The sequence below is a fragment of the Pseudomonas sp. NPDC089534 genome (assembly GCF_044749305.1).
GTDB lineage: Bacteria > Pseudomonadota > Gammaproteobacteria > Pseudomonadales > Pseudomonadaceae > Aquipseudomonas > Aquipseudomonas ekonensis.
Map to the genome: position 1 here is coordinate 50714 of NZ_JBIVHR010000005.1, position 26897 is coordinate 77610.

Below are 26897 nucleotides of genomic sequence, written 5' to 3' on the forward strand. Positions count from 1 at the left end.
ATGCTGGATAGACTGTTGGCCCTGCTTGTTCTGGCGCTCGTCCTCGGCGTACCGCTGGGGCTGATCTTCCTGGTCACCGGGCAGTTCCTGATGGACTTCGTGTTCTTCTACCCGCTGTTCATGTCCGGGCTGTGGATCTCCGGCGGCCTGTATTTCTGGCTGCACTGGGAGCGGCACTGGCCGTGGAAGGACGACACGCTGCCGCCGCCCCTGGCCGGCGAGCCGCTGATCTCGATCCTGATCCCTTGCTACAACGAGGGCGACAACGCCGCCGACACCATTCACGCGGCGCTGGCCCAGCATTACCCGAACATCGAAGTCATCGCGATCAACGACGGCTCCAAGGACAATACCGCCGAGGTGCTCGACGCCCTGGCCAAGGAAGACCCGCGCCTGCGCGTGCTGCACCTGGCGGAGAACCAGGGCAAGGCCGTGGCCCTGCGCATGGGCGCCGTCGCGGCGCGCAGCGAATACCTGGTGTGCATCGACGGCGACGCGCTGCTGGCGCCGAACACCGCGGCTTACCTGGTGGCGCCGATGCTCGACAACGCTCGGCTCGGGGCGGTCACCGGCAACCCGCGGATCCGCACCCGTTCGACCCTGGTCGGGCGGGTTCAGGTCGGCGAGTTCTCCTCGATCATCGGCCTGATCAAGCGCACCCAGCGGGTGTTCGGGCGGATCTTCACCGTGTCCGGGGTGATCGTCGCCTTCCGCCGCACGGCGCTGCACCGGGTCGGCTACTGGAGCCCGGACATGATCACCGAGGACATCGACATCAGCTGGAAGCTGCAGCTGGATCACTGGAGCATCTTCTACGAGCCCCGCGCGCTGTGCTGGATCCTCATGCCCGAAACCCTGCGCGGCCTTTGGAAGCAGCGCCTGCGCTGGGCCCAGGGCGGCGCCGAAGTGCTGTTCAAGAACATCCGCGGGATCTGGCAGTACCGCCACCGCTACCTGTGGCCGCTGCTGTTCGAATACTGCCTGTCCACCGGCTGGGCGTTCACCTTCCTGCTGTCGGTGATCTTCTGGGCGGTCGGCAAGTTCGTGGTCTTGCCGGAAGCCATCGCGGTGCACCACCTGATGCCGCCGGCGTTCACCGGGCTGCTGCTGGCGTTCGTCTGCCTGGTGCAGTTCGCGGTCAGCATCGTGATCGACCGGCGCTACGAGCCGGGGCTGGGCAAGACCATGTTCTGGGTGGTTTGGTATCCGTTGGTGTTCTGGTTCATCAGCCTGCTGACCACGCTGGTCAGCTTCCCCAAAGTGCTGTTCGGCCAGCATCAGAAGCGTGCGCGCTGGGTCAGTCCCGACCGGGGGATCAAACCGGTCGGCGACGACGAAGAGGAGGTCATCAAATGAAAATCATCCGGACCCGCCAACGGCCCTTCCTGGTGGTGGTCGACGTGTTCATCACCGTGCTCGCCTGGGTCGGCCTGCTGTACCTGCTGGTGCGCGGGCTGTGGCCGCTGATCGACACCCACGAAGGCGGGCCGCGGATCGACAATTCCGCGTTCGAGGCCCTCGGCACCTTGCAGATCTACCTGTGGGTGGCGCTGGTCAACGCGGTGATCCTGATCGGCTGGGCGCGCTACCAGCAGCGCAAGAGCAAGAGCTTCGCCCAGCGCCGGCTGCCGGCGCCGGTGGTGGACGATGAAGGCCTGAGCAGAAGCTTCAAGCTGTGCGACGACCGCCTGCAGAAACTGCGCGGCACCGGGGTGATGACCATCCACAACGATCAGGAAGGCGACGTCAGCCATGTGGTGCCGCACTTCTGGCCGGTGACGGCCGAGGAACTGCCGCCGCCGCTGGCGCCGCTGGAGCATCCGCGGGTGATCTTTCTGCACGCCGAGGACGACGACAACCGCGGGCCGACCAACCGGATCACTTGAGCCTGCGGATCAGCCGCCAGGCCTCCTCCATCGGCAGCGGCTGCTTCATGCGTTCGGCCAGCAGCGCCATGGCCCGTTCCTCCTCGCAGGCCACGGCGGCCACCACCACGCCGCCGCTGCCGAACAGGCCGATGAAGGGCGGCTGGCCGGGTTCGCCGTTGAATCCCACCTCATCCCAATGCGCGGCATGGCCGAGGCAGTCGTAGCTCCTGCCGAAATGCCAGGTCCAGAAGTACGGCACGTCCAGGTAATGTTCCTCGCCGCCGAGCATGTTGGCCGCCGCGATCCGCGCCTGCTGCTGGGCCAGGCGCCAGTGCTCGATGCGCTGGGGCCGGCCGTTGAGCGGGAACGTGGCGATGTCGCCGATGGCCCACAGGTTCGGGGCGATGCGCATGCCGTCGTCGACCCGCAGCGACAGGTCCGCTTCCCTCGGCAGCGACGCGAAGGCCTCGGTGGCCGGATGCACGCCGATCCCCGCCAGCACCAGGTCCGCCGACAGGCGCAGGCCGTTGTCGAGCAGCACGGCCTCGACCTTGCCGTCGCCGATGATTTCGCGCGCCTCATGCCCGGTGATGAACCTGACGCCGTTGTCCTCGTGCAGCGCCCGGATCGCGCGGCCCACGGCATCGCCGAAGCGGGCCGCGAAGGGCACGGCGTGATGGGCGATCACCGTCACGTCGAGGCCGAGCTGGCGCAGGGCCGAGGCGCACTCGAGGGCGATGAAGCCGTCGCCGACGATCACCGCACGCTGGCCGGGGCGGGCGCTGTCCAGGATGCATTCGGCCTGGAGCCGGGAGCGCAGCACGAAGACCTGCGGCAGGTCGGCGCCGGGCAGCGCCAGCCGGTTGGGCGCGCCGCCGGTGGCCAGCACGGCGGCGTCATAGGCCAGGTTCGCGCCGTGCTTCAGGTGCAGGGTCTTTGCCGCGCTGTCGAGGGCGATGACTTCGTCTTCGAGCCGTTCGATGCGCTGCGTCCGGTAAAACCCCTCATCGCGCAGCGGCGGGGTTTCCTCGGGCGGCATTTCCCCGGCCAGCACGTACTTGCTCAGCACCGTGCGGTCGTACCCGGCGCCGTGTTCACGGTCGACCATGACGATCCGTCCGCCGAACCCGTTCTCCCGCAGCGCGGCGGCGCAGGCCGTGCCCCCGGCGCCCGCGCCGACGATGACGAAGGTGCGCGGGTCATCCGCCGGCGGCGTGTGCGGATCCGCCAACGGCTGGTCGTCGACCCACACCTCGTCGCCGCGCAGCTCAAGCGGATAGCGGACGAGGCCGTCGAGGGCCGGCGGCTCGCACAGCGCACCGTCCTCGAGGCGAAACGCCCCCTTGTGCCAGGGACAGATCAGGCGTCCGTTGCAGATCGCCCCATCGGCCAGCGGCGCTCCGGCGTGGGGGCATTCACCCTGGAACGCGCGCAGTTGCCCGGCGGCGCGCACAAGAAGGATGTTCTGGTCGCCGATCCGCACCGGCAGGCCACGGTCTTCGGGGACATCGGCGAAACGGGCGACACGGTGCAGGGACATGATCGTGCTCCACGCAAGTGTTTCTCTTACGAGTTTGGCGCCGATTCCCAGGTTCAGCCAATTGCCACTGCCACGGCACGAACGGTACGGCTATAGTTTGCAGGCCGACGAAGGCCCAACCGCACAAGGTGCTCCCGGAATGACCCGATCGATGTCTCTCAACCCTTGGCTGGCGGCCCTTGCCGTCGCCCTTTGCGTGCAGTTGCCGGCGCAGGCCCAAGAGCGCTTCACCCTCAGCATCCCCGGCGTGTCGGACAACCGCCTGTTCACCTCGGCGGCGGCCAGCGACGCCAGCGGCTGCGGCGGCAAGAACCAGTCGCCGGCCCTGAGCTGGAACGCGGGCCCCGCCGGCACCCAGAGCTACGCCATCGTCATGCACGACCCGGACGGCCAGAAGGGCCTGGGCGTCGATCACTGGATTCATTACGGCATCAAGGCCACCACCCGGCAGATCCCGGCGGGCGTCGGCGCCAAGTCGGCCCTCGAAGGCGTCGGCGGCACCAACAGCAAAGGCACCACCCACTACATCGGCCCGTGCCCGCCGGTCGGCGACAGCGCCCACCACTACATCATCCAGATCTACGCCCTGGACCTGGCCCCGGACGCCTTGCCCGCCGGGCTGACCCGCGCCGAGCTGATGGACAAGATCAAAGGCCATGTGCTGCGCAACAGCAGCGCGGTGCGGCGCTACCACCGCTGAAAAAAAGTTTTCCGGGGTTAACCCGAACGCGAGGGGCTGCCCGTCTCACGGGATGAATGGATCAATTTCCTCCCGAGGTCAGCCCCCATGTCCTTTCCTGCCTTGTTTCTGCGCCCCGTCGCCGCCGCTGTGATGCTGGTCGTCGCCGGGTGCGGCGCGTCCTCCACACCGGATTCCGCCGCAGTGGCGCCGCCGGTTCCCTCCGCCCCTCAAGTCACCGCCCCTCAAATCCGCGAGGAAGCGGCCATGGCGGACAGCGCGATGGCCAAGCGCAGCCTGCGCGCCGCACCGGTGGCCGCTTTTGCGCCGATGCCCGCCGCGGAAAGTTATCCACAGGGCTACCGCGACGAGTACCGCGAGCAGTACCAGACCCTGGCCGACAACCCTGTCCACAGCGTCGCCGAGGCGCCGGTCTCGACCTTCAGCGCCGACGTCGACACCGGCGCCTACGCCAACGTTCGCCGCCTGCTCAACCAGGGCCGCCTGCCGCCTGAAGGCGCGGTGCGCCTGGAGGAGATGGTCAATTACTTCCCCTACGACTACGCGCTGCCCGCCGACGGTTCGCCGTTCGGCGTGACCACCGAACTGGCCGCGACGCCGTGGAACCCGCACACCCGCCTGCTGCGCATCGGCATCAAGGCATCCGACCGCGCGGTGGCGCAACTGCCTCCGGCCAACCTGGTGTTCCTGGTGGACGTGTCCGGCTCGATGGATCGCCGCGAAGGGCTGCCGATGGTCAAAGGCACCCTGAAACTGCTGGTCGATCAGTTGCGTGAGCAGGACCGGGTGTCGCTGGTGGTGTATGCCGGCGAATCGCGGGTGGTGCTGGAACCCACGTCCGGACGGGACAAGGCGAAGATCCGCAACGCCATCGAGCAACTGACGGCAGGCGGCTCCACGGCCGGCGCCTCGGGCATCGAACTGGCCTACCGGATGGCGCAGCAGGCGTTCATCCCCAACGGCATCAACCGCATCCTGCTGGCCACCGACGGCGACTTCAACGTCGGCGTCAGCGATTTCGACAGCCTCAAGCAATTGGCTGTGGATAAACGCAAGACCGGCATCTCCCTGACCACCCTGGGTTTCGGTGTGGATAACTACAATGAACACCTGATGGAACAACTGGCCGACGCCGGCGACGGCAACTACGCCTACATCGACAACCTGCGCGAGGCGCGCAAAGTGCTGGTGGATCAGTTGGGCTCGACCCTGGCCACGGTGGCGAAGAACGTCAAGCTGCAGGTGGAGTTCAACCCGGCGCAGGTCAGCGAATACCGGTTGCTGGGCTACGAGAATCGGGCCCTGAAGCGTGAGGACTTCAGCAACGACAAGGTCGATGCCGGGGAAATCGGTGCGGGGCATACGGTGACGGCGCTGTACGAAATCGTTCCGAGCGGCGAAAAAGGCTGGCTGGAGCCGCTGCGCTACGGCAAGGCGGGCTCGGCGGCGTCGGAAAAGAACGGAGAATTGGCGATGCTGCGTGTGCGTTATCAACAGCCGCAAGGTGGGAAGAGTCTGCTCATCGAACGGCCGATCACCGGCCGGGATACGCCGGCCAGCGAAGACCTGCGGTTCGCCGCTGCCGTCGCCGCGTTTTCCCAACAGCTCAAGGACGGGCGCTACACCGGTGATTTCAGCCTGAAGGACAGCGAAGACCTGGCCCGTGGCGCCCGGGGCGATGACCGCTTCGGCCTGCGCAACGAATTTGTGCAACTGGTGGAGCTGACCCGGAGCCTGCGCGACACCACCGCATCGGCCCCTGAAGCCACCGAGCGACGGATCGAATAGTGAGCGGCCTGAAAGGCTTCATCAGTCAGCTGTTCGCGCCGAAGGACAGCCTTGCCGCCAGCAGCGATGAATCGCTGCTGGCGCGCTACCGCGAGGGCGACGGCGCGGCGTTCGAGATTCTGTACGCCCGCCACCGTCAGGGCCTGTACCGTTTTCTGCTGGGCCTGAGCGGCCAGCCCGAACTGGCCGAGGAGGTGTACCAGGAAACCTGGCTGAGCCTGATCCGCAGCGCCAGCCGGCCGCAGGGCCGGGCGACGTTCCGCACCTGGCTGTTCCAGATCGCCCGCAACCGCTTGATCGACCACTGGCGCAAGCACGGCACCCGTCAGCCGCTGCACGACAGCTACGACGAGCAGGCGCACGCCGTCAGCGACGAAACCACCGACCCTGAACAACTGTTGAGTTTGAGCCGCGACAGCCAGCGCCTGGAGAACGCCCTGCAGGCCCTGCCCGCCGACCAGCGCGAAGTGTTCCTGCTGCGTGCCCACGGCGACCTCGACCTGGCGCAGATCGCCAGCCTCACCGAAACGCCGCTGGAAACGGTCAAGAGCCGCCTGCGCTACGCCCAGCAAAAACTGCGTCGGCTGCTGGCCGAGGAGGTACTGACATGACTGACGCCCGCCGGACACCCGAAGACCCGGTGATTTCGCACGTGCGCGAGCACCACGCTGGCGAACCGCCGCCGCCCCTGGATGCATTCATCCTCGACGCCGCCCGCCGACAGGCACCGGCGGCAAAACCGGGCCTGTGGCAGCGCTGGCTGCGGATTTGCCGTCAGCCGCGTTATCAGGTGGCGTTCGCCAGCCTGGTTGGCGTGGCGCTGATGCTGTCGATGGTGCAGCAGGCGCCCGAGCCGGTGCCGCGCTACGATTTCGCCCCCGCCGCCAAGCCTGCTGCGCCTGCGGCCCGCCAGGAAGCGGCCGAATCCCGTTCGCTGGCCGCGCCGGCCGCCGCGCTGTCGGCCCCTGCGCCGGCGCCGATGGCTGAAATGGCGGCGCCGATGGAGAGCGAAGCGTTCAGCGCCGACAGCGCTGACGAGGCCAAGGCCAGCAAGCGCGCCGCGGCCCCGGCCAACGGCCTCGACCGGCAATTGCGCGAAGTCCTGCGCCTGCGCGAAGCCGGCCAGGCCCAGGCGGCGGACAGACTGTTCAACGAACTGCACAAGCGCTATCCGGGCACCGACCTCGACGCGCGGCTCACGCAATTGCAGGAAAAATGACCGCTGCGTCCGCCAGCGATTTGGCATTGCCCCGCAAAAGCGCGCACTATCGGGGCATTGCCGATGCGCTGGAGAACACCGTGGCACCGAAAATCGACCGCATCGCCCAACTCCTCAACTGCCCGGAAAAGGGCGAGGAGATGCGGCGAGCGATTACCGAAGCCCGCAAGGAGTTTCTGCTGAACCAGTCGGAAGAGAACGTGGCTGACGAGGATGACGTCTTTGACGAGGAGGCCGGGGACGACGAGGACGACGGATACGACGAGTTCGACTGGACGACGGAGTAGGTTCGAAACCGGCCCGTTCCGGCACCCACAAAAAAGCCCCGGACCTTGCGGTCCGGGGCTTTCTCGTTTCTGTTCATGGCGCACCAGGCGGGATTCGAACCCACGACCCCTGCCTTCGGAGGGCAGTACTCTATCCAGCTGAGCTACTGGTGCAGCGGGCGACATCATACCTAGGTCGATCCGGGGCGTCCATGCCGGTTTTCAGCTTGGCGAATTGCGTTTCCGTTACCGGCCTTTTCTCCGCGCCGGTTGGCTGCAATGTCCTGCAATGAGCGCTTCTGGCGCTTTGGCGCGGCTGATCTATCGTTTTCCTGCGGCGGACTTCCGGATGCCCATCCCCAAGGAGAAACGCATGACTACCGTCAATCCCCAAATCACCGATGCCGTTACCCAATCGAACGTACAGGTCGTGGGCTCTGCGCCGTCCACGGCCATCGCCACGCTATCCCAGGTCGCCAGCCACGCGGTCGGCCTGGCCCTGGAGAACGCGGTCAGCCACCAGCAGGCGATGAACATCGTCGGCAACGCCACGGTGGCGGCGGCCGTGCGGCAGATCCTGGCGGTGGGGGGCAAATCATGACGGACAAGGACAAGGACAAGGACAAGGACAAGGACCAGGCCCGCAGCGCCGCCGCAGAGCCGCCGGCGGCCGACCCCGCCGCCACGGCGGCCTCGCTGCTGGAGTCGCTCAACGAGCAGTTGCTCAAGCAGGTGGCCGGAGGCGTCGGCACGGAGTCCCTGAACCGGCAGATCGTCGAGTCGATCAATTTGCTGAACACCCAACTGGCCACGCAGACGCCGGTGGTCTCGGCCCTCGCGTCGGAGCTGCTGGTGCGTCAGGCCAGCGGTCTGGTGGCGCAGTCGGCGGCCAGCTATTTCGACGGCGTGACCAAGCTGGCCCTGGCCGCCCAGGGTGTGCTGCTGCGCAAGATGACCGAAAGCATCGTCAACGACGAACTGGAGATCGCCAGCGAAAGCGCGTTGGGAGCCCTCAACACCCACCTGTTGGTCGGCGGTGCCGCGGCGGTCGCGGCGGCCACCGGGGCGCTGGACGGCGAAGGCGTGGACCAGGCGCTTGAACGGATCAACCAGAGCATCGCCCGCTTCAGCGCCACCCTGGCCGAGCGGGCCGCCAATGCATGAGCAACTTCCATCGTCCAGCGAAAGGAGCCGGAACATGGCAACCGTGAATGATCAGATCACCGATGCGGTCACCCAATCCAACGTCAACGTGCTGGCCGAAGCGCCGGCGATGGCGCTGGGCAGTCTCTACCAATCCATGGCGCACTCCACCGGCATCCTGTTCGAGAATGCCGTGAACGCCCAGCAACAGCAGAACATCCTGGCCCAGTCGGCGACCACCCAGGGCGTGATGCAGATCTACAGCCTCGACACCGCGGCGGACGCCGTGGCGACCCGGAACATCCTCCAGGACGCCGCCGCCAAGACACCGAAGGCCTGAAACATCCGTCGGCGACACTGCTGAAGGCCCCGCCACCCGCGCGGGGCCTTTTGCTCGTTGATCTGAAAACCACCGCAAATGCGCCGTTTTTGTTCTTTTTTTCGAACGCCCTATTGTCCTTTAAACCCGTTGAACCTAGGATTCGTTTGAGATTTCAAACGCTCCTTGTCTGGGTGCTGAGCCGCACACGTTACGGACCGTGCGCCATCCATGTGCTTCACCCGGTGAATGATTTCCCTGACGGCAGCCTCCAGAGGCGCCTTTCTACAATCATAATTTTGCTCCGCGCCGTGCGCGGTGCTGTTAAGGAAAGCCGACATGCAGCTTAAAGACACCCAGTTGTTCCGCCAGCAAGCCTTCATCGATGGCGCTTGGGTCGATGCGGACAACGGTCAGACGATCAAGGTCAACAACCCGGCCACGGGCGAAATCCTGGGCACCGTGCCGAAGATGGGCACCGCCGAGACCCGCCGCGCCATCGAGGCCGCCGACAAGGCGCTGCCGGCCTGGCGTGCGCTGACCGCCAAGGAGCGCGCCTCCAAGCTGCGCCGCTGGTTCGAGCTGATCATCGAGAACCAGGATGACCTGGCCCGTCTGATGACCCTCGAACAGGGCAAGCCGCTGGCCGAAGCCAAGGGCGAAATCGTCTACGCCGCCTCGTTCATCGAGTGGTTCGCCGAGGAAGCCAAGCGCATCTACGGCGACGTGATCCCCGGCCACCAGCCGGACAAGCGCCTGATCGTGATCAAGCAGCCGATCGGCGTCACCGCCGCCATCACCCCGTGGAACTTCCCGGCGGCGATGATCACCCGCAAGGCCGGCCCGGCCCTGGCCGCCGGTTGCACCATGGTGCTCAAGCCGGCTTCGCAGACCCCGTTCTCCGCCTTCGCCCTGGCCGAACTGGCCCAGCGCGCCGGCATTCCGAAAGGCGTGTTCAGTGTGGTCACCGGCAGCGCCGGCGACATCGGCAGCGAGCTGACCGGCAACCCGACCGTGCGCAAGCTGTCCTTCACCGGCTCCACCGAGATCGGTCGCCAACTGATGTCGGAATGCGCCAAGGACATCAAGAAAGTTTCCCTGGAACTGGGCGGCAACGCGCCGTTCATCGTGTTCGACGACGCGGACCTGGATAAGGCCGTCGAAGGCGCGATCATTTCCAAGTACCGCAACAACGGCCAGACCTGCGTCTGCGCCAACCGCCTGTACATCCAGGATTCGGTCTACGACGCGTTCGCCGAGAAGCTGAAGGCCGCCGTGGCCAAGCTGAAGATCGGCAACGGCCTGGAAGAGGGCACCACCACGGGCCCCCTGATCGACGAGAAGGCTGTGGCCAAGGTGCAGGAGCACATCGCCGACGCCGTGGGCAAAGGCGCGACCGTGCTGTCCGGCGGCAAGCCGATGCAAGGCAACTTCTTCGAGCCGACCATCCTGACCAACGTGTCCAAGGACGCCGCCGTGGCGAAGGAAGAGACCTTCGGCCCGCTGGCGCCGCTGTTCCGCTTCAAGGACGAAGCCGAAGTGATCGCGATGTCCAACGACACCGAGTTCGGCCTGGCCTCCTACTTCTATGCCCGTGACCTGGGCCGTGTGTTCCGTGTGGCCGAGGCCCTGGAATACGGCATGGTCGGCGTCAACACCGGGTTGATCTCCAACGAAGTCGCGCCGTTCGGCGGCATCAAGGCGTCGGGCCTGGGCCGTGAAGGCTCCAAGTACGGCATCGAGGACTACCTGGAAATCAAATACCTCTGCCTGGGCGTCTGAGACGCGCCGGCAAGGCTTTGCTCCAAGCGCAAAGGGCACGAGAGCGCTGTCCCTTTGCGTCGCTCCACAACGGAATTTTCTCTGCGGCCGGGATAGCTGCGGCAGTCGATCATCGCATGCTGCCCCAGTTGCCTCCCCGCTGCGTAATCCTTGAGCCACGCCGACCGATGAGCGGCGAATGAGGAATGTAATGAGCAAGACTAACGCTGATCTGATGGCCCGCCGTGTAGCCGCTGTTCCACGTGGCGTCGGCCAGATTCACCCGATCTTCGCCGAGTCCGCGAAGAACGCCACCGTGACCGACGTCGAAGGCCGCGAGTTCATCGACTTCGCCGGCGGCATCGCCGTGCTGAACACCGGCCACGTGCACCCGAAAATCATCGCCGCCGTGACCGAACAGCTGAACAAGCTGACCCACACCTGCTTCCAGGTGCTGGCCTACGAGCCTTACGTCGAGCTGTGCGAAAAGATCAACGCCCGCGTGCCAGGCGACTTCGCCAAGAAAACCCTGCTGGTGACCACCGGTTCCGAAGCCGTCGAGAACGCCGTGAAGATCGCCCGTGCCGCCACCGGCCGCGCCGGCGTGATCGCCTTCACCGGCGCCTACCACGGCCGCACCATGATGACCCTGGGCCTGACCGGCAAGGTCGTGCCTTACTCGGCCGGCATGGGCCTGATGCCTGGCGGCATCTTCCGTGCGCTGTACCCGAACGAACTGCACGGCGTGAGCATCGACGACTCCATCGCCAGCATCGAGCGCATCTTCAAGAACGACGCCGAGCCGAAGGACATCGCCGCGATCATCATCGAGCCTGTGCAGGGCGAGGGTGGTTTCTACGTCGCGCCGAAAGAGTTCATGAAGCGTCTGCGCGCCCTGTGCGACCAGCACGGCATCCTGCTGATCGCTGACGAAGTGCAGACCGGCGCCGGCCGCACCGGCACCTTCTTCGCCATGGAGCAGATGGGCGTCGCCGCCGACCTGACCACCTTCGCCAAATCCATCGCCGGCGGCTTCCCGCTGGCCGGTGTGTGCGGCAAGGCCGAATACATGGACGCCATCGCGCCGGGCGGCCTGGGCGGCACCTACGCCGGCAGCCCGATCGCTTGCGCCGCTGCGCTGGCGGTGATGGAAGTGTTCGAGGAAGAGAAGCTGCTGGACCGCTGCAAGGCCGTCGGCGAGCGTCTGGTGACCGGCCTCAAGGCCATCCAGGCCAAGTACCCGGTGATCGGCGAAGTCCGTGCCCTGGGCGCGATGATCGCCGTCGAGCTGTTCGAGAACGGCGACAGCCACAAGCCGAACCCGACCGCCGTGGCGGCCGTGGTGGCCAAGGCCCGCGAAAAAGGCCTGATCCTGCTGTCCTGCGGCACCTACGGCAACGTTCTGCGGGTGCTGGTGCCGCTGACCTCGCCGGACGAGCAACTGGACAAAGGCCTGAAGATCATCGAAGAGTGCTTCGCCGAGCTGTAAGGCCGGGCACCGTGTGACCGGATCGACAAAAAGCCCGCTTCGGCGGGTTTTTTGTTGCCTGGGGAACACATCCTTCGATTCCGGGCTGTATCGAATCGCCAGCATTGGCTAAGGTTCAAGCATTGCAAGGGAGGGCGAGCATGACTGCCGTCGAATTACCCGCTGTACCGAGAGTCCTGATCGCCGAGGCCGACCCGTGGTCGCGCGACCTGCTCAAGCAGGTGCTGCTGGCCGTGCGCTGCGACGCGCGGCTGGACCTGTGCGCCGACGGCCAGCAGGCGATGTCGCTGCTGGGCGAGGTGCCCTACGACCTGGCCATCGTCGATTGGGAGCTGCCCGGCGTGGATGGCCTGAACGTGCTGCGCAGCGTCCGCCAGCGCAAGCGCAACCCGCCGCTGCCGTTCATCCTGATGAGCACCCGCAACGACAGCGCCAGTGTGCGCGAGGCCCTGCCGCTGGCGCCGACCGCCTACCTGACCAAGCCGCTGAACATGGAGAGCCTGACCGAGCGCCTGCAAGGCCTGCTGCTCAACGCCGGGGAAGAAGTGTTCTGCGAAGTGCCGGCGCTGGCGCCGGGCATGACCCTGTCGGTGTTCCTGGAGCGGCGCCGCGAGCAGACCGATGGCGCGCCGCTGATGACCGACGTGCAGGTGGCGATCAAGCGCAGCCTCAATCCCGACGGGCTGGACCTGAAGCTGCTGGAGGAGGAGATCCGCACCGACCCGCAGATCACCGCCGTGCTGATCGCCGCCGCCAACAGCGCTGCCCAGCACCATGGCGCACCGGTGCAGACCCTCGCCCAGGCGCTGCACCGTTTGGGCACCGGGCAGAGCACCAACCTGATCCTGGGCCTGGCGCTCAAGCGCAGCGCCAAGCTCAGCGATCCGTACCTGGCCGATTACGCCGAGCGCTACTGGGGGCTGTCGCTGCACACCGCCGAATATGCCCGAACCCTGGCCCGGTTGCTCGATCTGGATCAGGAGCGCTGCTATTGCGCAGGGATGCTGCACCGCCTCGGCGACCTGGCGCTGCTGCGCTGCCTGCAGGAGTGGAAGCAGGCCGGCGGCGAGCTGGACGAGACGGAAGAGGTGGGCGATGCGCTGGTGGCGTTCGGCGCGGCCTACGGTTCGGCGCTGCGCACCCGCTGGCGCTTGCCGCTGGAGCTGCGCGAGCTGATCGCCTCGGCCTACCAGCTCGGCGGCGGGGTGTATTCCCGCGAGGCGCTGGTGATGAACATGGCGGCGCAGATGGCCCGGCTGACCGAGCAGGAAGGCATCGAGGAACTGGCGAAGAGCCGCACGGCGCGGCTGCTCAAGATCGGTCTGCCGGAACTGACGCGGATGCGCAAATAGCCGGGCTGCTGCGCCCCGCCATGGGCGCAATGTTCTTGTGAGGCCATCGCCGGCAGGCTCCCGCAGGGCTGAATGCAGTTCAGCCGCAGACGATCCGGTTCTTGCCCTGCCGCTTGGCCTCGTACATGGCCGCGTCGGCCCGGGCGAACAGGCTGTCGAGGCTTTCGTCGTCGGCGGTCAGGCAGGTCAAGCCCTGGCTGACGGTGATGCCGTAGGCGTGTCCGCCATGCTGGAAGCTCAAGCGCTGGATTTCCCGTTGCAGCCGTTCGGCCACTTGCAGGGCAAAGTCCCGCGCGCACCCCGGGAACACGGCGGCGAACTCTTCGCCGCCGATGCGTCCGAAGAGGTCTGCGCTGCGCAGCGAGGCCTGCCCGCATTCGGCGATCCGTTGCAGGACACGGTCACCCTCCGGATGGCCGTAGGTGTCGTTGACGGCCTTGAAGTCATCGATGTCCAGCAGCAGGAACGTCAGCGGTGCGCCTTGCAGGCGGGCCTGTTCGAACTCCCGCCGGGCGCACTCGAAGAAGTGGCGGCGGTTGCTGCTGCAGGTCAGCGCGTCGGTGGTGGCCAGACGTTGCAGCTCGGTTTCCGTTTGCTTCTTTTCGGTGATGTCTTCGGCGATGCCGACGATGATCACCGGTCGGCCCGGCTCGTCCTGGCGGTTGATGAAGCATTTGTCGCTGAGCCAGCGCACCTGGCCGTCGGCGGCGATGATCCGGTATTCGCGGTCCTCCACCGCGCCTTTGCGCAGTACGTCGGCGAGGCTGCGTTCGGCGTAGTCCAGGTCGTCGGGGTAAATGCTGTCGCGCCACTGGTTGCTGTCGGCCAGCAACAGGGCTGCCGAGCGCCCGAAGATCCGTTCGTAGGCCGGGCTGACGTAGAGCACCTGCCGGGTTTCCCAGTTGAAGGCCCACAGCACCGCATTGACGCTGACCAGCAGCGAGCTGAACAGTTGTTCCCGTTCGCTCAGGCGGGCGACCTCACCCTGGGCGTGCATCAGCGCCATCAGCGTCTGTGCGGCTTCTGGCCACAGGGGAAGGGATGAGTCGTTTTGATTGTTGTTGACCATCGACGCAAATCTCAAAGGGCGTGCCGCACGGGCGGTGCGGCCACGGCAGAGCCTGCCGGGGGTGGCGAAGTGTCTTTGAGATGGGGGATGCGGGGCTAAGTTCCGCGCTGTTGCGGTGAGGGAGGGAGGCTCCCGCCGGGCGGTCGTGGCGAGGGGGATTCAGGGGAACCGCGCTGCCGGTTCGGCGGCGGCGTTGCCGCCGAGCGGGAGCAAGCTCCCTCGCCACAGGAAAGCCCTTTGCCTGGGCGGGTCAACTGTCACGGGCAGCCCCCCTTTGCCGGAAGGGCTTGCCCGCAATCGGTCAGGCGGCAGAAGGGCGCAGCGAGTAGGTCTTGAGCTGGTCGGCGAAGTCACGCAGGGACTGGATGCCGCTGGCCTCCGCCTCGTGCACCCAGTCCTTGATGGCGGCGAGCATGTCGTGGCCGTTTGCGCTGGTCTTGACCCAGATCTGCTGCAGGGCCAGGCGTTTCTCGTAGATTACCTTCAGCGCCTGGCTGTGCTCGAGCATGTTCTGGATGCGTGCGTGGTGACGGTCCTCCAGCAGGCTGGTTTCCCGGGAGAGCAGGCGCTTGGCCCGGTGAAACTGATGGCGCACCGAATGGTCGACCCGGGCCAGTTCCTGCTTGACCAGGGGGCCGATCACCAGCTTGCGGTACTGGGCCATGATCTGGAAACGGTTGTTGAGGATCGCCATGGCGGTGTCCATGTCCAGGCTGCCCTTGCCCTTGACGCGGTGGGCGATCGGCGCGACCCGCTGCACCTTGGCCAGGCGCAGGAAGCAGAAGACCTTGATCCAGGCCCAGCCCAGGTCGAACTCCCACTTCTTCACCGACAGCTTGGCCGAATTGGGGTAGGTGTGATGGTTGTTGTGCAGTTCTTCGCCGCCGATCAGGATGCCCCACGGCACCAGGTTGGTCGCGGCGTCGCGGCATTCGAAGTTGCGGTAGCCCACGGCATGCCCGAGCCCGTTGACCACGCCGGCGGCCCACACCGGGATCCACATCATCTGGATCGCCCAGATGGTGATGCCGATGGTGCCGAACAGCAGCAGGTCGATGACGGCCATGATCGCCACGCCCAGCAGCTTGTGGCGGCTGTACAGGTTGCGTTCGATCCAGTCTTCGGGGCAGTTCTTGCCGTAGATGCGCAGGGTCTCGGGGTTGCGGGCCTCTTCGCGGTACAGTTCGGCGCCCTTGCGCAGCACCGTGGACAGGCCCTTGATCACCGGGCTGTGCGGATCGTCCTCGGTTTCGCATTTGGCGTGGTGCTTGCGGTGGATCGCGGTCCACTCGCGGGTGTTCTGCGCGGTGGTCAGCCACAGCCAGAAGCGGAAGAAGTGCTTGAGGCCGGCATTCAGCTCAAGGGAGCGATGGGCCGAGTAGCGGTGCAAGTAAACCGTGACGCTGACGATCGTCACGTGGGTCATCAGCAGGGTGACGGCCACCAGCGACCAGGCCGACAAGCCGAGAAAACCTTCGTACCACATAGCCTTTCGGGCCCTCTGTAGAGAAAAAAACAGCCGCTGCATTATCACCAAGCACACAGATAAAACCAGTCGCCCTTTCAGATAAGAGTTGGCTGGATGTTTCTTGACCTATAATCCCAACTTTTTTGTAGGGACATGGACGGCCGAATGTCTGCCACTTATCGCGATGCCTTGCGTGCAGCGCTGCTTTACCTGGTTCTGGCGGTGGTCTGGCTGCAAGGGACTGGCTACTTATTGAACAGTTTCTTCGATGATTCAGCGGACTTGCTGCACTGGCAACTGATCAACGGTTACGTGTTCGTGGCGCTCAGCGCCGGGTTGGTGTTCCTGGCGCGGGCGCGGTTGTTCGAATGCCTGGGCATCGGCGCCCGGCTGCGCGAGCGTCAGGCCGACCGCGAGCGCCTGCGCCAGGCCGCCGCAGTGTTCGACTGCACCCGCGAGGGGGTGCTGGTGACGGATCGGCAGGGGCTGATCGTGCACGTCAACCGCGCGTTCATGGAAATCACCGGTTACCGCTGCGAGGAAGTGCTGGGCCGGCAGCCCAGCCTGTTCAAGTCCGGGCACCACCCGCCGGGGTTCTATCAGGCGATGTTCGCCACGCTGCAGACGAGCGGCGAGTGGAGCGGCGAGATCTGGAACCGGCGCAAGAGCGGCGAGATTTACCCGCAATGGCAGACGATCCGCGTCATCCGCGACGATCAAGGCCGGCTCAGCCATTACGTGGCGGTGTTCTCCGACATCAGCGCGATCAAGGACTCGGAGCACGAACTCAAGCACCTGGCCCACCACGACCCGCTGACCGACCTGCCCAACCGCCTGCTGTTCAGCGACCGCGCCGAGCAGGCGCTGGCGTCGGCGCAGACCCACAAGCGCGGTTGCGCGTTGCTGATGGTCGACCTGGATCATTTCAAGCTGATCAACGACAGCCTCAGCCACAGCGTCGGCGACCGCCTGCTCAAGGCCGTCGCCGCACGGTTGCAGGATCTGTTCGGGGCGGGCATCACCTTGGCCCGGCTCGGCGGCGACGAGTTCGCGGTGCTGGCCGAAAGCTGTCCGCAGCCTGCGCAGGCGGCGGTGCTGGCCCAGCGCATCCTCGATGGCCTGAAGGAGCCGTTCTGCCTGGAAGGCCACGAACTGTTCATCAACGCCAGCATCGGCATCAGCCTGTTCCCCAGCGACGCCCTGAGCGCCGAGCAGCTGCTGCGCAACGCCGATGCGGCGCTGTTCAAGGCCAAGAGCAGCGGCCGCAACGGCTATGCGCTGTACACCGAAGAACTGACCGCCCACGCCCAGCAGCGGGTCGAGATCGCCTTTGAACTGCGCCGCGCGCTCGAGCAGCAGGAACTGCGGGTCTATTACCAGCCGGTGCATGACCTGCACAGCGGCCGCCTGGTGGGGGTCGAGGCGCTGGTGCGCTGGCAGCACCCGCAGCGCGGGCTGGTGTCGCCGGCGGAGTTCATCCCGATCGCCGAGCGCACCGGCCTGATCGCCGACATCGACGCCTGGGTGATGCGCCAGGCCTGCGGGCAGATGTGCCAGTGGCAACAGGCCGGGGTGACGCTCTCGTTCGTCGCGGTCAACGTGTCGTCCCGGTTGTTCGCCCGCCGCGAGCTGTACCGGCAGGTCGCGCAGGTGCTGCACGAGACCGGGCTGGATCCGGCCTGCCTCGAACTGGAAGTCACCGAAAGCGCGGTGATGGACGATCCGGAGGTGGCGCTGGAGCAGATGCATCGCCTGCGCGAACTGGGCATCCGTCTGGCCATCGACGATTTCGGCACCGGGTATTCGTCGCTGCTGCGGCTCAAGCGCCTGCCGGTGCAGAAGCTCAAGATCGACCAGGGGTTCGTCGCCGGACTGCCATGGGACGAGGACGACGGGGCGATCGTGCGGGTGATCATCGCGCTGGCCCGGAGCATGGGCATGCAGGTGCACGCCGAAGGCATCGAGCAGGCCGAACAGGCGGCGTTCCTGCTGGAGCAGGCGTGCGACCTGGGGCAGGGATACTGGTTCGGGCGGCCGGTGCCGGCGCAGGACATCGATTGGGCCAGGATCCCGGTCATCGGCTGACGGCCCCGCTGTGAGTATTCCCGTGGCGAGGGAGCTTGCTCCCGCTCGGGTGCGTAGCGCCCGCCCAGACTCGGGTCTGCGGTTCAGACCAGCGGGAGCAAGGACTTGGCCGCAAGCCCTTGTCCCGTCAGCTAATGTTTTCAGGTTATATAAACATTCTTAAATAGTCTTTTTAAGAATATCCAACCCTCTCTTATATTGCTCCCACGCCGAACGCAGCGCGACCCGCTGCCAGGCATATCCCATACAAAGGAGCAGCACCATGAGCGCATCCCTGCGTAGCGTTGACGGTCAGGACGAAAGCACCATCCTTCGCGAAATCCAGAGCGCCTTGCGCGACCTGCGTTTCGGCGCGGTGGAGATCACTGTGCACAACGCCCAAGTGGTCCAGATCGAACGCAAAGAGAAATTCCGCCTGCAGCAACCGGGCAACAAGTCCGGCTGAACCGCGATTCCGTTCTGCGCCAGCGCCTGCGGGGGATGGGTGCCGGCGTTGGCGCAGGCGACGGTCTTCAACAGGCAAACCGCAATTCGCAATCCATAAGAAAAAGCCACCACCAAGAATTCCAGGAGCTTTCACCATGTCGTCGATTCGCCGTTACGCTTTGGCCGCCCTGGCCAGCGCTGTGTTTGCCGGTTCCGCGGTCGCCAAGGACTACGAGCTGCTCAACGTGTCGTATGACCCGACCCGTGAGCTGTATCAGGATTACAACGCCGAGTTCGTGAAGTTCTGGCAGAAGGAACACGCCGGCGACACGGTGAAGATCCAGCAGTCCCACGGCGGCTCCGGCAAGCAGGGCCGTGCGGTGATCGACGGCCTGCGCGCCGACGTGGTGACCCTGGCCCTGGCCGGCGACATCGACGAAATCGCCAAGCTGGGCAAGACCCTGCCGGCGGACTGGCAGAAGCGCCTGCCGGAGGCCAGCACGCCGTACACCTCGACCATCGTGTTCCTGGTGCGCAAGGGCAACCCCAAGGGCATCAAGGACTGGGGCGACCTGATCAAGAACGACGTGTCGGTGATCACCCCCAACCCGAAGACCTCCGGCGGCGCACGCTGGAACTTCCTCGCCGCCTGGGCCTACGGCCTGAAGGCCAACGGCGGTGACGAGGCCAAGGCCAAGGCCTACGTGCAGACCCTGTTCAAGCATGTGCCGGTGCTGGATACCGGTGCCCGCGGCTCGACCATCACGTTCGTCAACAACGGTCAGGGCGATGTGCTGCTGGCCTGGGAAAACGAAGCGTTCCTGGCGCTCAAGGAAGACGGCGGCGCCGACAAGTTCGACATCGTCGTGCCGTCGCTGTCGATCCTCGCCGAGCCGCCGGTGGCGGTGGTCGACAAGAACGCCGAGAAGAAGGGCAACGAGCAGATCGCCGAAGCCTACCTCAAGCACCTGTACAGCCCGGCGGGCCAGGAAATCGCGGCGAAGAACTTCTACCGTCCGCGCGACAAGGACGTGGCGGCCAAGTACGCCCAGCAGTTCCCGAAACTGGAGCTGGTGACCATCGACAAGGACTTCGGCGGCTGGAAAACCGCGCAGCCGAAATTCTTCAACGACGGCGGCGTGTTCGACCAGATCTATCAGGCGCAGTAACCTGAGCCCGCACGCCTGACGTTCAGGCAGAAAACCTGCGGGGGCGGGCTTGCCCGCGAAGACGGTGTGTCAGGCGACGTAAACGTTGAATGATAGAACCGCTTCGCGGGCAGGCCCGCGCCCGCATTGATGCGTTATTGACCAAGGACTTTTATGTCGCGTCGTATCTCCCCCGTCATACCCGGCTTCGGGCTGACGCTGGGCTACACCTTGGTGTACCTCAGTCTGATTGTGCTGATCCCGCTGGCGGCGATGTTCGTCCACGCCGCCCAACTCACCTGGGATCAGTTCTGGACGATCATCTCCGCCCCCCGCGTGCTGGCCGCGCTGAAGCTGAGCTTCGGCACGGCGCTGTGCGCGGCGGTCATCAACGGCGTCATCGGCACGCTGCTGGCCTGGGTGCTGGTGCGCTACAGCTTCCCCGGCCGCAAGGTGATCGATGCGATGATCGACCTGCCGTTCGCCCTGCCGACGGCGGTGGCGGGCATTGCGCTGACGGCGCTGTACACCCCGACCGGCCTGGTCGGGCAGTTCGCCGCCGACCTCGGCTTCAAGATCGCCTACACCCCGTTGGGCATCACCCTGGCGCTGACCTTCGTGACCCTGCCGTTCGTGGTGCGCACGGTGCAGCCGGTGCTGGCGGACATCCCCCGCGAGGTCGAAGAGGCCGCCGCCTGCCTGGGCGCGAAACCGTTGCAGGTGTTCCGCCACGTGCTGCTGCCGGCCTTGCTGCCGGCCTGGCTGACCGGTTTCGCCCTGGCGTTCGCCCGGGGCGTGGGCGAGTACGGCTCGGTGATCTTCATCGCCGGCAACATGCCGATGAAGACCGAGATCCTGCCGCTGCTGATCATGGTCAAGCTCGACCAGTACGACTACACCGGCGCCACTTCCATCGGCGTGCTGATGCTGGTGGTTTCCTTTGTCCTGTTGCTGCTGATCAACCTGCTGCAGCGGCGCATCGAAACCCCATAAGGAGGCGCGAACCATGTCCCAACCGTCCATTGCGGCCGCTTCCTCGGCCAACGCCGCCCGCCGCGGCAGCGCGGCAGCGCGCCGGATCCTGATCGGCCTCGGCTGGCTGATCTTTGCGCTGTTCCTGCTGCTGCCGCTGTTCATCGTGGTCTCTCAGGGCCTGAAGAACGGCATCGGTGAATTCTTCACCGCGATCCTGGAGCCGGACGCCTTGTCGGCGCTGAAGCTCACGGTGATCGCCGTGCTGGTTTCGGTGCCGCTGAACCTGGTGTTCGGCGTCAGCGCCGCCTGGTGCGTGAGCAAGTACTCGTTCCGCGGCAAGAGCATCCTGGTGACCCTGATCGACCTGCCGTTCTCGGTGTCGCCGGTGATCGCCGGCCTGGTCTACGTGCTGATGTTCGGCGCCCAGGGCCTGTTCGGGCCGTGGCTGCAGGACCACGACATCCAGATCGTGTTCGCCCTGCCGGGCATCGTGCTGGCGACGATCTTCGTCACCGTGCCGTTCGTGGCCCGCGAACTGATTCCGCTGATGCAGGAGCAAGGCACCCAGGAGGAAGAGGCCGCGCGCCTGCTCGGCGCCAACGGCTGGCAGATGTTCTGGCACGTCACCGTGCCCAACATCAAATGGGGCCTGATCTACGGCGTGGTGCTGTGCACCGCCCGGGCCATGGGCGAATTCGGTGCGGTGTCGGTGGTGTCCGGGCACATCCGCGGGGTGACCAACACCCTGCCGCTGCACGTGGAGATCCTCTACAACGAATACAACCACGTGGCCGCGTTCGCCGTGGCGAGCCTGTTGCTGATCCTGGCGCTCTTCATCCTGCTGCTCAAGCAGTGGAGCGAAAACCGTATCAACCGCCTGCGCGCCAGCGCCGCGGAGGAATAATTCATGTCGATCGAAGTGCGTAACGTCAGCAAGAACTTCAACGCGTTCAAGGCGCTGGACAACATCAGCCTGGATATCCACAGCGGCGAGCTGGTCGCCTTGCTCGGTCCGTCCGGGTGCGGCAAGACCACGCTGCTGCGGATCATCGCCGGCCTGGAGACCCCGGACCAGGGCAACATCGTGTTCCACGGCGAGGACGTTTCCGGCCACGACGTGCGCGACCGCAACGTCGGTTTCGTGTTCCAGCACTACGCCCTGTTCCGCCACATGACGGTGTTCGACAACGTCGCGTTCGGCCTGCGCATGAAGCCGAAGAACCAGCGCCCGAACGAAAGCCAGATCGCGGCCAAGGTTCACGAACTGCTGAACATGGTGCAATTGGATTGGCTGTCGGACCGCTATCCGGAGCAGCTCTCCGGCGGCCAGCGCCAGCGGATCGCCCTGGCCCGCGCCTTGGCGGTGGAGCCGAAGGTGCTGCTGCTCGACGAGCCGTTCGGCGCCCTCGACGCCAAGGTGCGCAAGGAACTGCGCCGCTGGCTGGCGCGCCTGCACGAAGACATCAACCTGACCTCGGTGTTCGTGACCCACGACCAGGAAGAGGCGATGGAAGTCGCCGACCGCATCGTGGTGATGAACAAGGGCGTGATCGAACAGATCGGCTCGCCGGGCGACGTCTACGAGAACCCGGCCAGCGATTTCGTCTATCACTTCCTCGGCGACTCGAACCGCCTGCACCTGGGCGGCGACGACCACGTGCTGTTCCGTCCCCACGAAGTGTCGCTGTCGCGTCATGAGCTGGAGGATCACCACGCCGCCGAAGTGCGCGACATCCGCCCGCTGGGCGCGACCACCCGGGTGACGCTGAAGGTGGAAGGCCAGAGCGACCTGATCGAGGCCGAAGTGGTGAAGGACCACGACAGCCTGGTCGGCCTGGCCAAGGGCGAGACGCTGTTCTTCAAGCCGAAGGTCTGGCAGAAGGTCGCCAACCTCTGACCGTTTGACGGCGCGACTCATCGCCCGCTTCGCGGGCAAGTCGCACCGTGGCTCCCACAGGTTCGTGCATGGCACAGAAACGGTGGGAGCCAGCCTGCTGGCGATGGCGTCGGTCCGGGCACCGCCGGGCTCGCGCATTGGCTTGGCTATTGGCGTTAACTCGATTCGGTCTAACCGCCGCGCCCAAGGCTTGGTGTTCCTTACCTAATCTCCAGGCTGTGCCAGGAGGCGCGATGAAGAGTCCATGACGGACCGGCGGATCTCCTGGGCCCTGATGCCAAGGAGATGACGATGAGAATGGAAGTCCACCGGTGCGCGCCGCTGTTCGGCTGCGCGCTGTTCGGCGCACTGCTGGGCCAGACGGCCCATGCCGGCCCCGCGCTTTCCTCCCAGATACCCTTCGATGTCACGGCGACCCCGCCGTTCTCCCTCACCAGCCTGCAACAGAACTTCGACGACCTGTCGTGGCAGACCTTCATCGCCCTGAGCTGGCCGGCCCTGGACAACGGCGAGCCGGACACCGGCACCCAGATCGGCAAGCAGGACGGCGCCACGGTGTGGGAGAGCTGGAAGGAGAGCTATCAGATCTTCCTGCCCAACGGGCAGGCGCCTGCGGCCTGGAACGCACCGGCCAGCGTGCCGAAGGCCTGCGAGGGGCTGGGTTCCGGGCGGCTGCTGCAACAGATGGGCAAGGTGCCGGACGTGCTGGACGAGTTCATCCAGCCGTTCGAGAGCGGACCGCTGGTGGATCAGAGCGGCGTCTACACCCGCAACGAAATCGTGGTCAACCAGCCGATGTTCGATGGCATCGTCGACAACGGCCTGTACAGCGTGCAGGGCCAGCAGGCGTTCTTTGCCGCCAGCGCGAGCAACACCGTGGCCTTCAGCTGCGGCAGCCAGGACACCAGCCAGGTCGGCGCGCTGATGGTCAAGGCGTCGTGGAAGGTGCTGGACGGCAATGACCGGCGCGGGAAATTCCACACCGTCGATGCGCTGGTCTACACCCCCGGCAACAGCGACCCGAGCAAGGGACCGGTGGTGCCGGAGTCGTGCAAGGCCGAACCGGTGGGGCTGGTGGGGCTGCACATCGTGCACAAGACCAGCAGCGCGCCGCAGTGGGTCTGGTCGAGCTTCGAGCACGTGGACAACGTGCCGGAGAAGTCCACGCCCGTGGCCGAACGCAAAGGCCCGTACCTGTTCTACAACGCCAGCAGCCAGGCCGAGGTCAACCAGCCGCCGCCCCGGCCATGGAACCCGGCCGTGAAGGCGACCCCTTCGCAGATTGTGCGGGAGATTCCGCTGACCGCCGCCACCAAGGCCCTGAACGGCACCTATCAGGCGCTGCTGCGCACGGTGAACCCGGACAGCGTGTGGGCCAACTACCAGTTGATCAGCACTCAGTGGCCGACGCTGACGCCGCAGCCGCCCTGCCAGATATCCAAGACCGAACCCCTGGGCCGGCCGGCCCCGACCTTCCTGGCCAACGCGACGCTGGAAACCTACATCCAGGGCACCGTGCCGCAGGCGTCGTCCAGCTGCATCGCCTGCCACGGCAATGCCGCCACCCATGTCACCGAGTCGCCGCGCACCAGTTTCGCGGACTTCACCTACCTGCTCGAACGCGCCCAGTCCACCGGCGCGGCAAGGAGTCAGCCATGAGCACCGATCTTGACAACTTCGCCGGCCTGTCCTCGGCCCTGACCGGCATTCCCCAGGATCTGCTGGCGCCGGAGGTCGACCCGATCGGCCTGCCGACCGAATTCCTGGCCTACATCGGCCCGCGGATCACCGACGCGGTGCTGCAGGCCCTGCTCTCGCAATACGCCACGCTGGCCGCCGACAAAGTGCCCCCGGACCGGATCGCCCAGGCGGTGCTGATGAACGGCGCGCAACCGGCCACCACCCAGACCGCCCAGGCGGCCCGCGCGATCATGAAACTCTGGCTGCTGGGCGTCTGGTATCAGCCGTATACCGTGGGCGGCTACAAGCAGAACGACCAGACCGTGGTCTCCGACCAGGCCTACACCCAGAGCTGGGCCTGGAAAATCGCCCAGGCCCATCCCATGGGCTACAGCGAATTCTTCTTCGGCTACTGGAACAGCGAACCGCCGAGCCTTGAGGACTTCACCGGGGTTCCCGCCGGCGGACAGCAAGGAGCATCGTCATGAGCACCGAACAAGCGGATGTGGTGATCGTCGGCGCCGGCCTCGCCGGCAGCATCATCGCCTATCAGTTGGGGCTGGCCGGGGTGAAAGTGCTGGTGCTGGAGTCCGGCCCGGCGATTCCGGCCAACCGCAACGACTACCTGGAGCGCTTCTACACGGCGACGCTGAAGACGCCGGAGTCGCCGTACCCGCCGGTCAGCACCCTGGACGCGCCGCGCAACCCGGCGCAGCAGAACGCACCGCGCGCCACCACCGCCGATCTGATCCTGGGCTGGAACAACCCCGAGGTCAGCTATCTGGTGCAGAAGGGGCCGCTGCCGTTCACCAGCACCTATGAGCGGGTCGGCGGCGGCACCACCTGGCATTGGGTCGCGACCTGCCTGCGCATGGTGCCCAACGACTTTCGCCTGAAATCCCATTACGGCGTCGGCGTCGACTGGCCGATCGGCTACCGAGACCTGCAAAGCGCGTACTGCCGCGCCGAGGCATTGATCGGCGTGGCGGCCGACGTGGCGGATCAGGCCTATCTGGGCATGACGTTCCCGACCGGCTACCAGTTCCCGATGACCGGGATTCCGCTGTCGCTGGTCGACGGCAGTTTCGTCGCGGCGGTCGCAGGCCAGTCGTTCCAGGGCTTGCCGCTGGTGGTCAGTCCGACGCCGGCGGGCCGCAACTCCCAGCCGTATGCCGGGCGGCGGGTGTGCGCCGGCAACACCAACTGCACGCCGATCTGCCCGATCCAGGCCAAGTACGACGCCACCATCACGATGAACAATGCCTTGAACACCGGCAACGTGCGGGTGCTCTACAAGACCGTGGCGAGCAAGGTCACGGTGGCGGCGGACAACACGGTCAGCGGCATCGAGTTCATCCAGTATCAGTTGGGCGACGGCCCGCCCACCGCCAACGGGGTGGCGGTGGGGCAGCGTTATGTGATCGCCGCCCATGCCATCGAAACGCCGAAGCTGCTGCTCAATTCGGTGAGCCCGGCGTGGCCCAAAGGGGTGGCCAACAGCAGCGGCCAGGTGGGACGCAGCCTGTCCGACCACCCGATCTACCTGGCCTGGGGGCTGATGCCCGAAGGCAAGGCGGTGTTCCCGTACCGCGGGCCGGTGTCCACCGCCGGCATCGAGAGCCTGCGTGACGGCGAGTTCCGCTGCGAGCGCGCGGCCTGGCGCATCGAGATCGGCAACGAAGGGTTCAACTGGCCGATCGGCGATCCCTACACCACCGTCGGCGACTTCATCGACGGCACCAACGGCAGCCGCACCAACCCGCTGCCGCCGGCGACCGGGCCGCAGCAGGTGCTGTACGGGACGGCGCTGGTGCAGAAGCTCAATGACCTGTTCACCCGCCAGTTCCGCATCGCCTTCCTGGTGGAGCAGGTCGAGGCCGATCCGGACAACGCCGACTGCTGGATCGCGCCGTCGGCGCAATACCAGGACCGGCTGGGCATCCCGCGGCCGGAGATCCACTACGACCTGTCCGACTACACCAAGGAGGGCTTCCGCCAGGCGAAGCGGCTCGCCACCCACATCATCACCGAACTGCTGGGCGCCACCGAACTGACCACGCCGCTGCCGCCGGGGCTGTTCACCTACAAGGGCGAGGACTACAGCTTCCAGGGCGCCGGGCATCTGATGGGGACGTACCGCATGGGCGACGACCCGGGCACGTCGGTGGTGGACAAGGACCAGCGCAGCTGGGATCACCCCAACCTGTTCCTGGTCGGCGACGGGGTGTTCCCCAGCACCGGCACCTCGAACCCCAGCCTGACCATCGCGGCCCTGTCGATTCAGGCCGGGGATACGCTGGCCAACGACCTCAAGGCAGCCACGGTGCAGGTTCAGGCCAATCAGCCGTGGCAGGGCACGGGCGTGCAGATCAGCGGGCCGGCGCCGAGGCTGGTGCGGTATGCCGGCGGGCGCTGGTTCGCCAGTCCGGCGGGGGGCATGGTCGACGGCAACGGCAGCGCCGGGCTGATCGCCAAGCCCGGCTATACCTTGCCGGGCGCCAACGAGGGTGCGCTGATCGCCCGGGTCGGCAGCGCCGGCACGCCGTTCCTGGTCGGTGACCTGGCGCAGATCCCGGCCGGGCAGCAGGGTGAGCTGCAACTGTGCATCAACGATGATCTGGAGGGGCGCTACGGCGTCGGTCTGGCCGACAATCAGGGGGCGTTGACGGTGCAGGTGGGTTTCGGCGCGCTGTGAGGCCGCCGG

25 protein-coding genes and 1 tRNA gene are annotated in these 26897 nt (G+C 66.1%); 22 read left to right on the plus strand and 4 right to left on the minus strand.

Annotated features, from left to right (window positions below):
- A complete protein-coding gene (gene pgaC / locus ACIP0B_RS02665) occupies positions 1–1356 on the plus strand; it encodes a poly-beta-1,6-N-acetyl-D-glucosamine synthase (RefSeq protein WP_400829594.1) in 1356 nt (451 codons plus the stop codon).
- Positions 1353–1886, plus strand: coding sequence for a poly-beta-1,6-N-acetyl-D-glucosamine biosynthesis protein PgaD (gene pgaD / locus ACIP0B_RS02670; protein WP_400829595.1), 534 nt, complete (start codon positions 1353–1355; stop codon positions 1884–1886). Before pgaC ends, pgaD begins: the two co-directional genes overlap by 4 nt.
- Here the strand turns inward: pgaD and ACIP0B_RS02675 are convergent.
- Positions 1879–3408 carry an FAD-dependent oxidoreductase gene (locus ACIP0B_RS02675; RefSeq protein WP_400829596.1) on the minus strand — a complete coding sequence of 510 codons (1530 nt, stop codon included), beginning with the start codon at positions 3406–3408 and terminating at the stop codon, positions 1879–1881. The genes pgaD and ACIP0B_RS02675 overlap by 8 nt on opposite strands.
- 139 nt (positions 3409–3547) lie before the next feature.
- Between ACIP0B_RS02675 and ACIP0B_RS02680 the strand changes: the two genes are divergently transcribed.
- The 5 genes from ACIP0B_RS02680 to ACIP0B_RS02700 all read left to right on the plus strand — a co-directional run bounded on the left by ACIP0B_RS02680 (position 3548) and on the right by ACIP0B_RS02700 (position 7402).
- Positions 3548–4108 (plus strand): YbhB/YbcL family Raf kinase inhibitor-like protein, encoded by a 561-nt coding sequence (locus tag ACIP0B_RS02680; protein WP_400829597.1) that lies wholly within the window; start codon positions 3548–3550, stop codon positions 4106–4108.
- An 87-nt stretch (positions 4109–4195) separates the two neighbouring features.
- Positions 4196–5896 carry a von Willebrand factor type A domain-containing protein gene (locus ACIP0B_RS02685; RefSeq protein ID WP_400829599.1) on the plus strand — a complete coding sequence of 567 codons (1701 nt, stop codon included), beginning with the start codon at positions 4196–4198 and terminating at the stop codon, positions 5894–5896.
- Positions 5897–5925: 29 nt separating this feature from the next.
- A complete protein-coding gene (locus tag ACIP0B_RS02690; protein ID WP_400829660.1) occupies positions 5926–6507 on the plus strand; it encodes an RNA polymerase sigma factor in 582 nt (193 codons plus the stop codon).
- Entirely contained in the window at positions 6504–7115 is a 612-nt protein-coding gene (locus ACIP0B_RS02695) for a hypothetical protein (protein ID WP_400829600.1), read from the plus strand. Before ACIP0B_RS02690 ends, ACIP0B_RS02695 begins: the two co-directional genes overlap by 4 nt.
- Positions 7112–7402 carry a hypothetical protein gene (locus ACIP0B_RS02700; RefSeq protein ID WP_400829601.1) on the plus strand — a complete coding sequence of 97 codons (291 nt, stop codon included), beginning with the start codon at positions 7112–7114 and terminating at the stop codon, positions 7400–7402. Before ACIP0B_RS02695 ends, ACIP0B_RS02700 begins: the two co-directional genes overlap by 4 nt.
- A 76-nt stretch (positions 7403–7478) precedes the next feature.
- Here ACIP0B_RS02700 and ACIP0B_RS02705 read toward each other — a convergent pair.
- A tRNA-Arg gene (locus tag ACIP0B_RS02705) sits at positions 7479–7555 on the minus strand.
- A gap of 199 nt (positions 7556–7754) precedes the next feature.
- Here ACIP0B_RS02705 and ACIP0B_RS02710 point away from each other — a divergent pair.
- The 6 genes from ACIP0B_RS02710 to ACIP0B_RS02735 all read left to right on the plus strand — a co-directional run bounded on the left by ACIP0B_RS02710 (position 7755) and on the right by ACIP0B_RS02735 (position 13445).
- Positions 7755–7982, plus strand: a complete 228-nt coding sequence (locus ACIP0B_RS02710) for a RebB family R body protein (protein ID WP_400829603.1) — start codon at positions 7755–7757, stop codon at positions 7980–7982.
- On the plus strand, positions 7979–8545 hold the full coding sequence (locus tag ACIP0B_RS02715) for a hypothetical protein (RefSeq protein ID WP_400829604.1): 567 nt from the start codon (positions 7979–7981) through the stop codon (positions 8543–8545). Before ACIP0B_RS02710 ends, ACIP0B_RS02715 begins: the two co-directional genes overlap by 4 nt.
- Before the next feature lie 34 nt (positions 8546–8579).
- Positions 8580–8864, plus strand: a complete 285-nt coding sequence (locus ACIP0B_RS02720) for a RebB family R body protein (protein ID WP_400829605.1) — start codon at positions 8580–8582, stop codon at positions 8862–8864.
- A 318-nt stretch (positions 8865–9182) separates the two neighbouring features.
- Positions 9183–10625, plus strand: coding sequence for an NADP-dependent succinate-semialdehyde dehydrogenase (gene gabD, locus ACIP0B_RS02725; protein ID WP_400829607.1), 1443 nt, complete (start codon positions 9183–9185; stop codon positions 10623–10625).
- A 190-nt stretch (positions 10626–10815) separates the two neighbouring features.
- The gene (gene gabT / locus ACIP0B_RS02730) at positions 10816–12093 is read left to right on the plus strand and encodes a 4-aminobutyrate--2-oxoglutarate transaminase (protein ID WP_400829609.1); all 1278 of its coding nucleotides are present in this window, start codon (positions 10816–10818) and stop codon (positions 12091–12093) included.
- 140 nt (positions 12094–12233) lie between these two features.
- Positions 12234–13445: an HDOD domain-containing protein gene (locus ACIP0B_RS02735; RefSeq protein ID WP_400829610.1), complete on the plus strand. Its 1212-nt coding sequence runs from the start codon at positions 12234–12236 to the stop codon at positions 13443–13445.
- Positions 13446–13524: 79 nt separating this feature from the next.
- On the opposite strand, the gene ACIP0B_RS02740 is transcribed toward ACIP0B_RS02735, so the two are convergent.
- Together ACIP0B_RS02740 and desA are read right to left on the minus strand one after the other, a co-directional pair.
- Positions 13525–14514, minus strand: a complete 990-nt coding sequence (locus ACIP0B_RS02740) for a GGDEF domain-containing protein (protein WP_400829611.1) — start codon at positions 14512–14514, stop codon at positions 13525–13527.
- Between the two features lie 301 nt (positions 14515–14815).
- Positions 14816–16000: a delta-9 fatty acid desaturase DesA gene (gene desA / locus ACIP0B_RS02745; protein ID WP_400829612.1), complete on the minus strand. Its 1185-nt coding sequence runs from the start codon at positions 15998–16000 to the stop codon at positions 14816–14818.
- A 147-nt stretch (positions 16001–16147) separates the two neighbouring features.
- Here desA and dibA point away from each other — a divergent pair, with 147 nt between their 5' ends.
- The 9 genes from dibA to ACIP0B_RS02790 all read left to right on the plus strand — a co-directional run bounded on the left by dibA (position 16148) and on the right by ACIP0B_RS02790 (position 26888).
- Entirely contained in the window at positions 16148–18067 is a 1920-nt protein-coding gene (dibA, locus tag ACIP0B_RS02750; protein WP_400829614.1) for a phosphodiesterase DibA, read from the plus strand.
- A 262-nt stretch (positions 18068–18329) separates the two neighbouring features.
- Positions 18330–18512 carry a sulfur starvation response protein OscA gene (gene oscA, locus ACIP0B_RS02755; protein WP_400829615.1) on the plus strand — a complete coding sequence of 61 codons (183 nt, stop codon included), beginning with the start codon at positions 18330–18332 and terminating at the stop codon, positions 18510–18512.
- Positions 18513–18648: 136 nt separating this feature from the next.
- Entirely contained in the window at positions 18649–19662 is a 1014-nt protein-coding gene (locus tag ACIP0B_RS02760) for a sulfate ABC transporter substrate-binding protein (protein WP_400829616.1), read from the plus strand.
- 153 nt (positions 19663–19815) lie between these two features.
- Positions 19816–20634, plus strand: a complete 819-nt coding sequence (gene cysT / locus ACIP0B_RS02765) for a sulfate ABC transporter permease subunit CysT (protein ID WP_085582075.1) — start codon at positions 19816–19818, stop codon at positions 20632–20634.
- A 13-nt stretch (positions 20635–20647) separates the two neighbouring features.
- Positions 20648–21520, plus strand: a complete 873-nt coding sequence (cysW, locus tag ACIP0B_RS02770; RefSeq protein WP_400829618.1) for a sulfate ABC transporter permease subunit CysW — start codon at positions 20648–20650, stop codon at positions 21518–21520.
- A 3-nt stretch (positions 21521–21523) separates the two neighbouring features.
- Entirely contained in the window at positions 21524–22513 is a 990-nt protein-coding gene (locus ACIP0B_RS02775; protein ID WP_400829619.1) for a sulfate/molybdate ABC transporter ATP-binding protein, read from the plus strand.
- A 291-nt stretch (positions 22514–22804) separates the two neighbouring features.
- A complete protein-coding gene (locus tag ACIP0B_RS02780; protein ID WP_400829621.1) occupies positions 22805–24172 on the plus strand; it encodes a cytochrome C in 1368 nt (455 codons plus the stop codon).
- On the plus strand, positions 24169–24681 hold the full coding sequence (locus ACIP0B_RS02785) for a sorbitol dehydrogenase (protein WP_400829622.1): 513 nt from the start codon (positions 24169–24171) through the stop codon (positions 24679–24681). Before ACIP0B_RS02780 ends, ACIP0B_RS02785 begins: the two co-directional genes overlap by 4 nt.
- Positions 24678–26888 (plus strand): GMC family oxidoreductase, encoded by a 2211-nt coding sequence (locus ACIP0B_RS02790; protein ID WP_400829623.1) that lies wholly within the window; start codon positions 24678–24680, stop codon positions 26886–26888. The genes ACIP0B_RS02785 and ACIP0B_RS02790 overlap by 4 nt, the downstream gene beginning before the upstream one ends.
- Positions 26889–26897 lie beyond the last annotated feature (9 nt).

What these genes read in the sequence shown, in the direction of transcription:
- pgaC (WP_400829594.1), top strand. Translation starts at nt 1, where the DNA reads ATGCTGGATAGACTGTTGGCCCTGCTTGTTCTGGCGCTCGTCCTCGGC.
- pgaD (WP_400829595.1), top strand. Translation starts at nt 1,353, where the DNA reads ATGAAAATCATCCGGACCCGCCAACGGCCCTTCCTGGTGGTGGTCGAC.
- ACIP0B_RS02675 (WP_400829596.1), bottom strand. Translation starts at nt 3,408, where the DNA reads ATGTCCCTGCACCGTGTCGCCCGTTTCGCCGATGTCCCCGAAGACCGT.
- ACIP0B_RS02680 (WP_400829597.1), top strand. Translation starts at nt 3,548, where the DNA reads ATGACCCGATCGATGTCTCTCAACCCTTGGCTGGCGGCCCTTGCCGTC.
- ACIP0B_RS02685 (WP_400829599.1), top strand. Translation starts at nt 4,196, where the DNA reads ATGTCCTTTCCTGCCTTGTTTCTGCGCCCCGTCGCCGCCGCTGTGATG.
- ACIP0B_RS02695 (WP_400829600.1), top strand. Translation starts at nt 6,504, where the DNA reads ATGACTGACGCCCGCCGGACACCCGAAGACCCGGTGATTTCGCACGTG.
- ACIP0B_RS02700 (WP_400829601.1), top strand. Translation starts at nt 7,112, where the DNA reads ATGACCGCTGCGTCCGCCAGCGATTTGGCATTGCCCCGCAAAAGCGCG.
- ACIP0B_RS02710 (WP_400829603.1), top strand. Translation starts at nt 7,755, where the DNA reads ATGACTACCGTCAATCCCCAAATCACCGATGCCGTTACCCAATCGAAC.
- ACIP0B_RS02715 (WP_400829604.1), top strand. Translation starts at nt 7,979, where the DNA reads ATGACGGACAAGGACAAGGACAAGGACAAGGACAAGGACCAGGCCCGC.
- ACIP0B_RS02720 (WP_400829605.1), top strand. Translation starts at nt 8,580, where the DNA reads ATGGCAACCGTGAATGATCAGATCACCGATGCGGTCACCCAATCCAAC.
- gabD (WP_400829607.1), top strand. Translation starts at nt 9,183, where the DNA reads ATGCAGCTTAAAGACACCCAGTTGTTCCGCCAGCAAGCCTTCATCGAT.
- gabT (WP_400829609.1), top strand. Translation starts at nt 10,816, where the DNA reads ATGAGCAAGACTAACGCTGATCTGATGGCCCGCCGTGTAGCCGCTGTT.
- ACIP0B_RS02735 (WP_400829610.1), top strand. Translation starts at nt 12,234, where the DNA reads ATGACTGCCGTCGAATTACCCGCTGTACCGAGAGTCCTGATCGCCGAG.
- ACIP0B_RS02740 (WP_400829611.1), bottom strand. Translation starts at nt 14,514, where the DNA reads ATGGTCAACAACAATCAAAACGACTCATCCCTTCCCCTGTGGCCAGAA.
- desA (WP_400829612.1), bottom strand. Translation starts at nt 16,000, where the DNA reads ATGTGGTACGAAGGTTTTCTCGGCTTGTCGGCCTGGTCGCTGGTGGCC.
- dibA (WP_400829614.1), top strand. Translation starts at nt 16,148, where the DNA reads ATGTCTGCCACTTATCGCGATGCCTTGCGTGCAGCGCTGCTTTACCTG.
- oscA (WP_400829615.1), top strand. Translation starts at nt 18,330, where the DNA reads ATGAGCGCATCCCTGCGTAGCGTTGACGGTCAGGACGAAAGCACCATC.
- ACIP0B_RS02760 (WP_400829616.1), top strand. Translation starts at nt 18,649, where the DNA reads ATGTCGTCGATTCGCCGTTACGCTTTGGCCGCCCTGGCCAGCGCTGTG.
- cysT (WP_085582075.1), top strand. Translation starts at nt 19,816, where the DNA reads ATGTCGCGTCGTATCTCCCCCGTCATACCCGGCTTCGGGCTGACGCTG.
- cysW (WP_400829618.1), top strand. Translation starts at nt 20,648, where the DNA reads ATGTCCCAACCGTCCATTGCGGCCGCTTCCTCGGCCAACGCCGCCCGC.
- ACIP0B_RS02775 (WP_400829619.1), top strand. Translation starts at nt 21,524, where the DNA reads ATGTCGATCGAAGTGCGTAACGTCAGCAAGAACTTCAACGCGTTCAAG.
- ACIP0B_RS02780 (WP_400829621.1), top strand. Translation starts at nt 22,805, where the DNA reads ATGAGAATGGAAGTCCACCGGTGCGCGCCGCTGTTCGGCTGCGCGCTG.
- ACIP0B_RS02785 (WP_400829622.1), top strand. Translation starts at nt 24,169, where the DNA reads ATGAGCACCGATCTTGACAACTTCGCCGGCCTGTCCTCGGCCCTGACC.
- ACIP0B_RS02790 (WP_400829623.1), top strand. Translation starts at nt 24,678, where the DNA reads ATGAGCACCGAACAAGCGGATGTGGTGATCGTCGGCGCCGGCCTCGCC.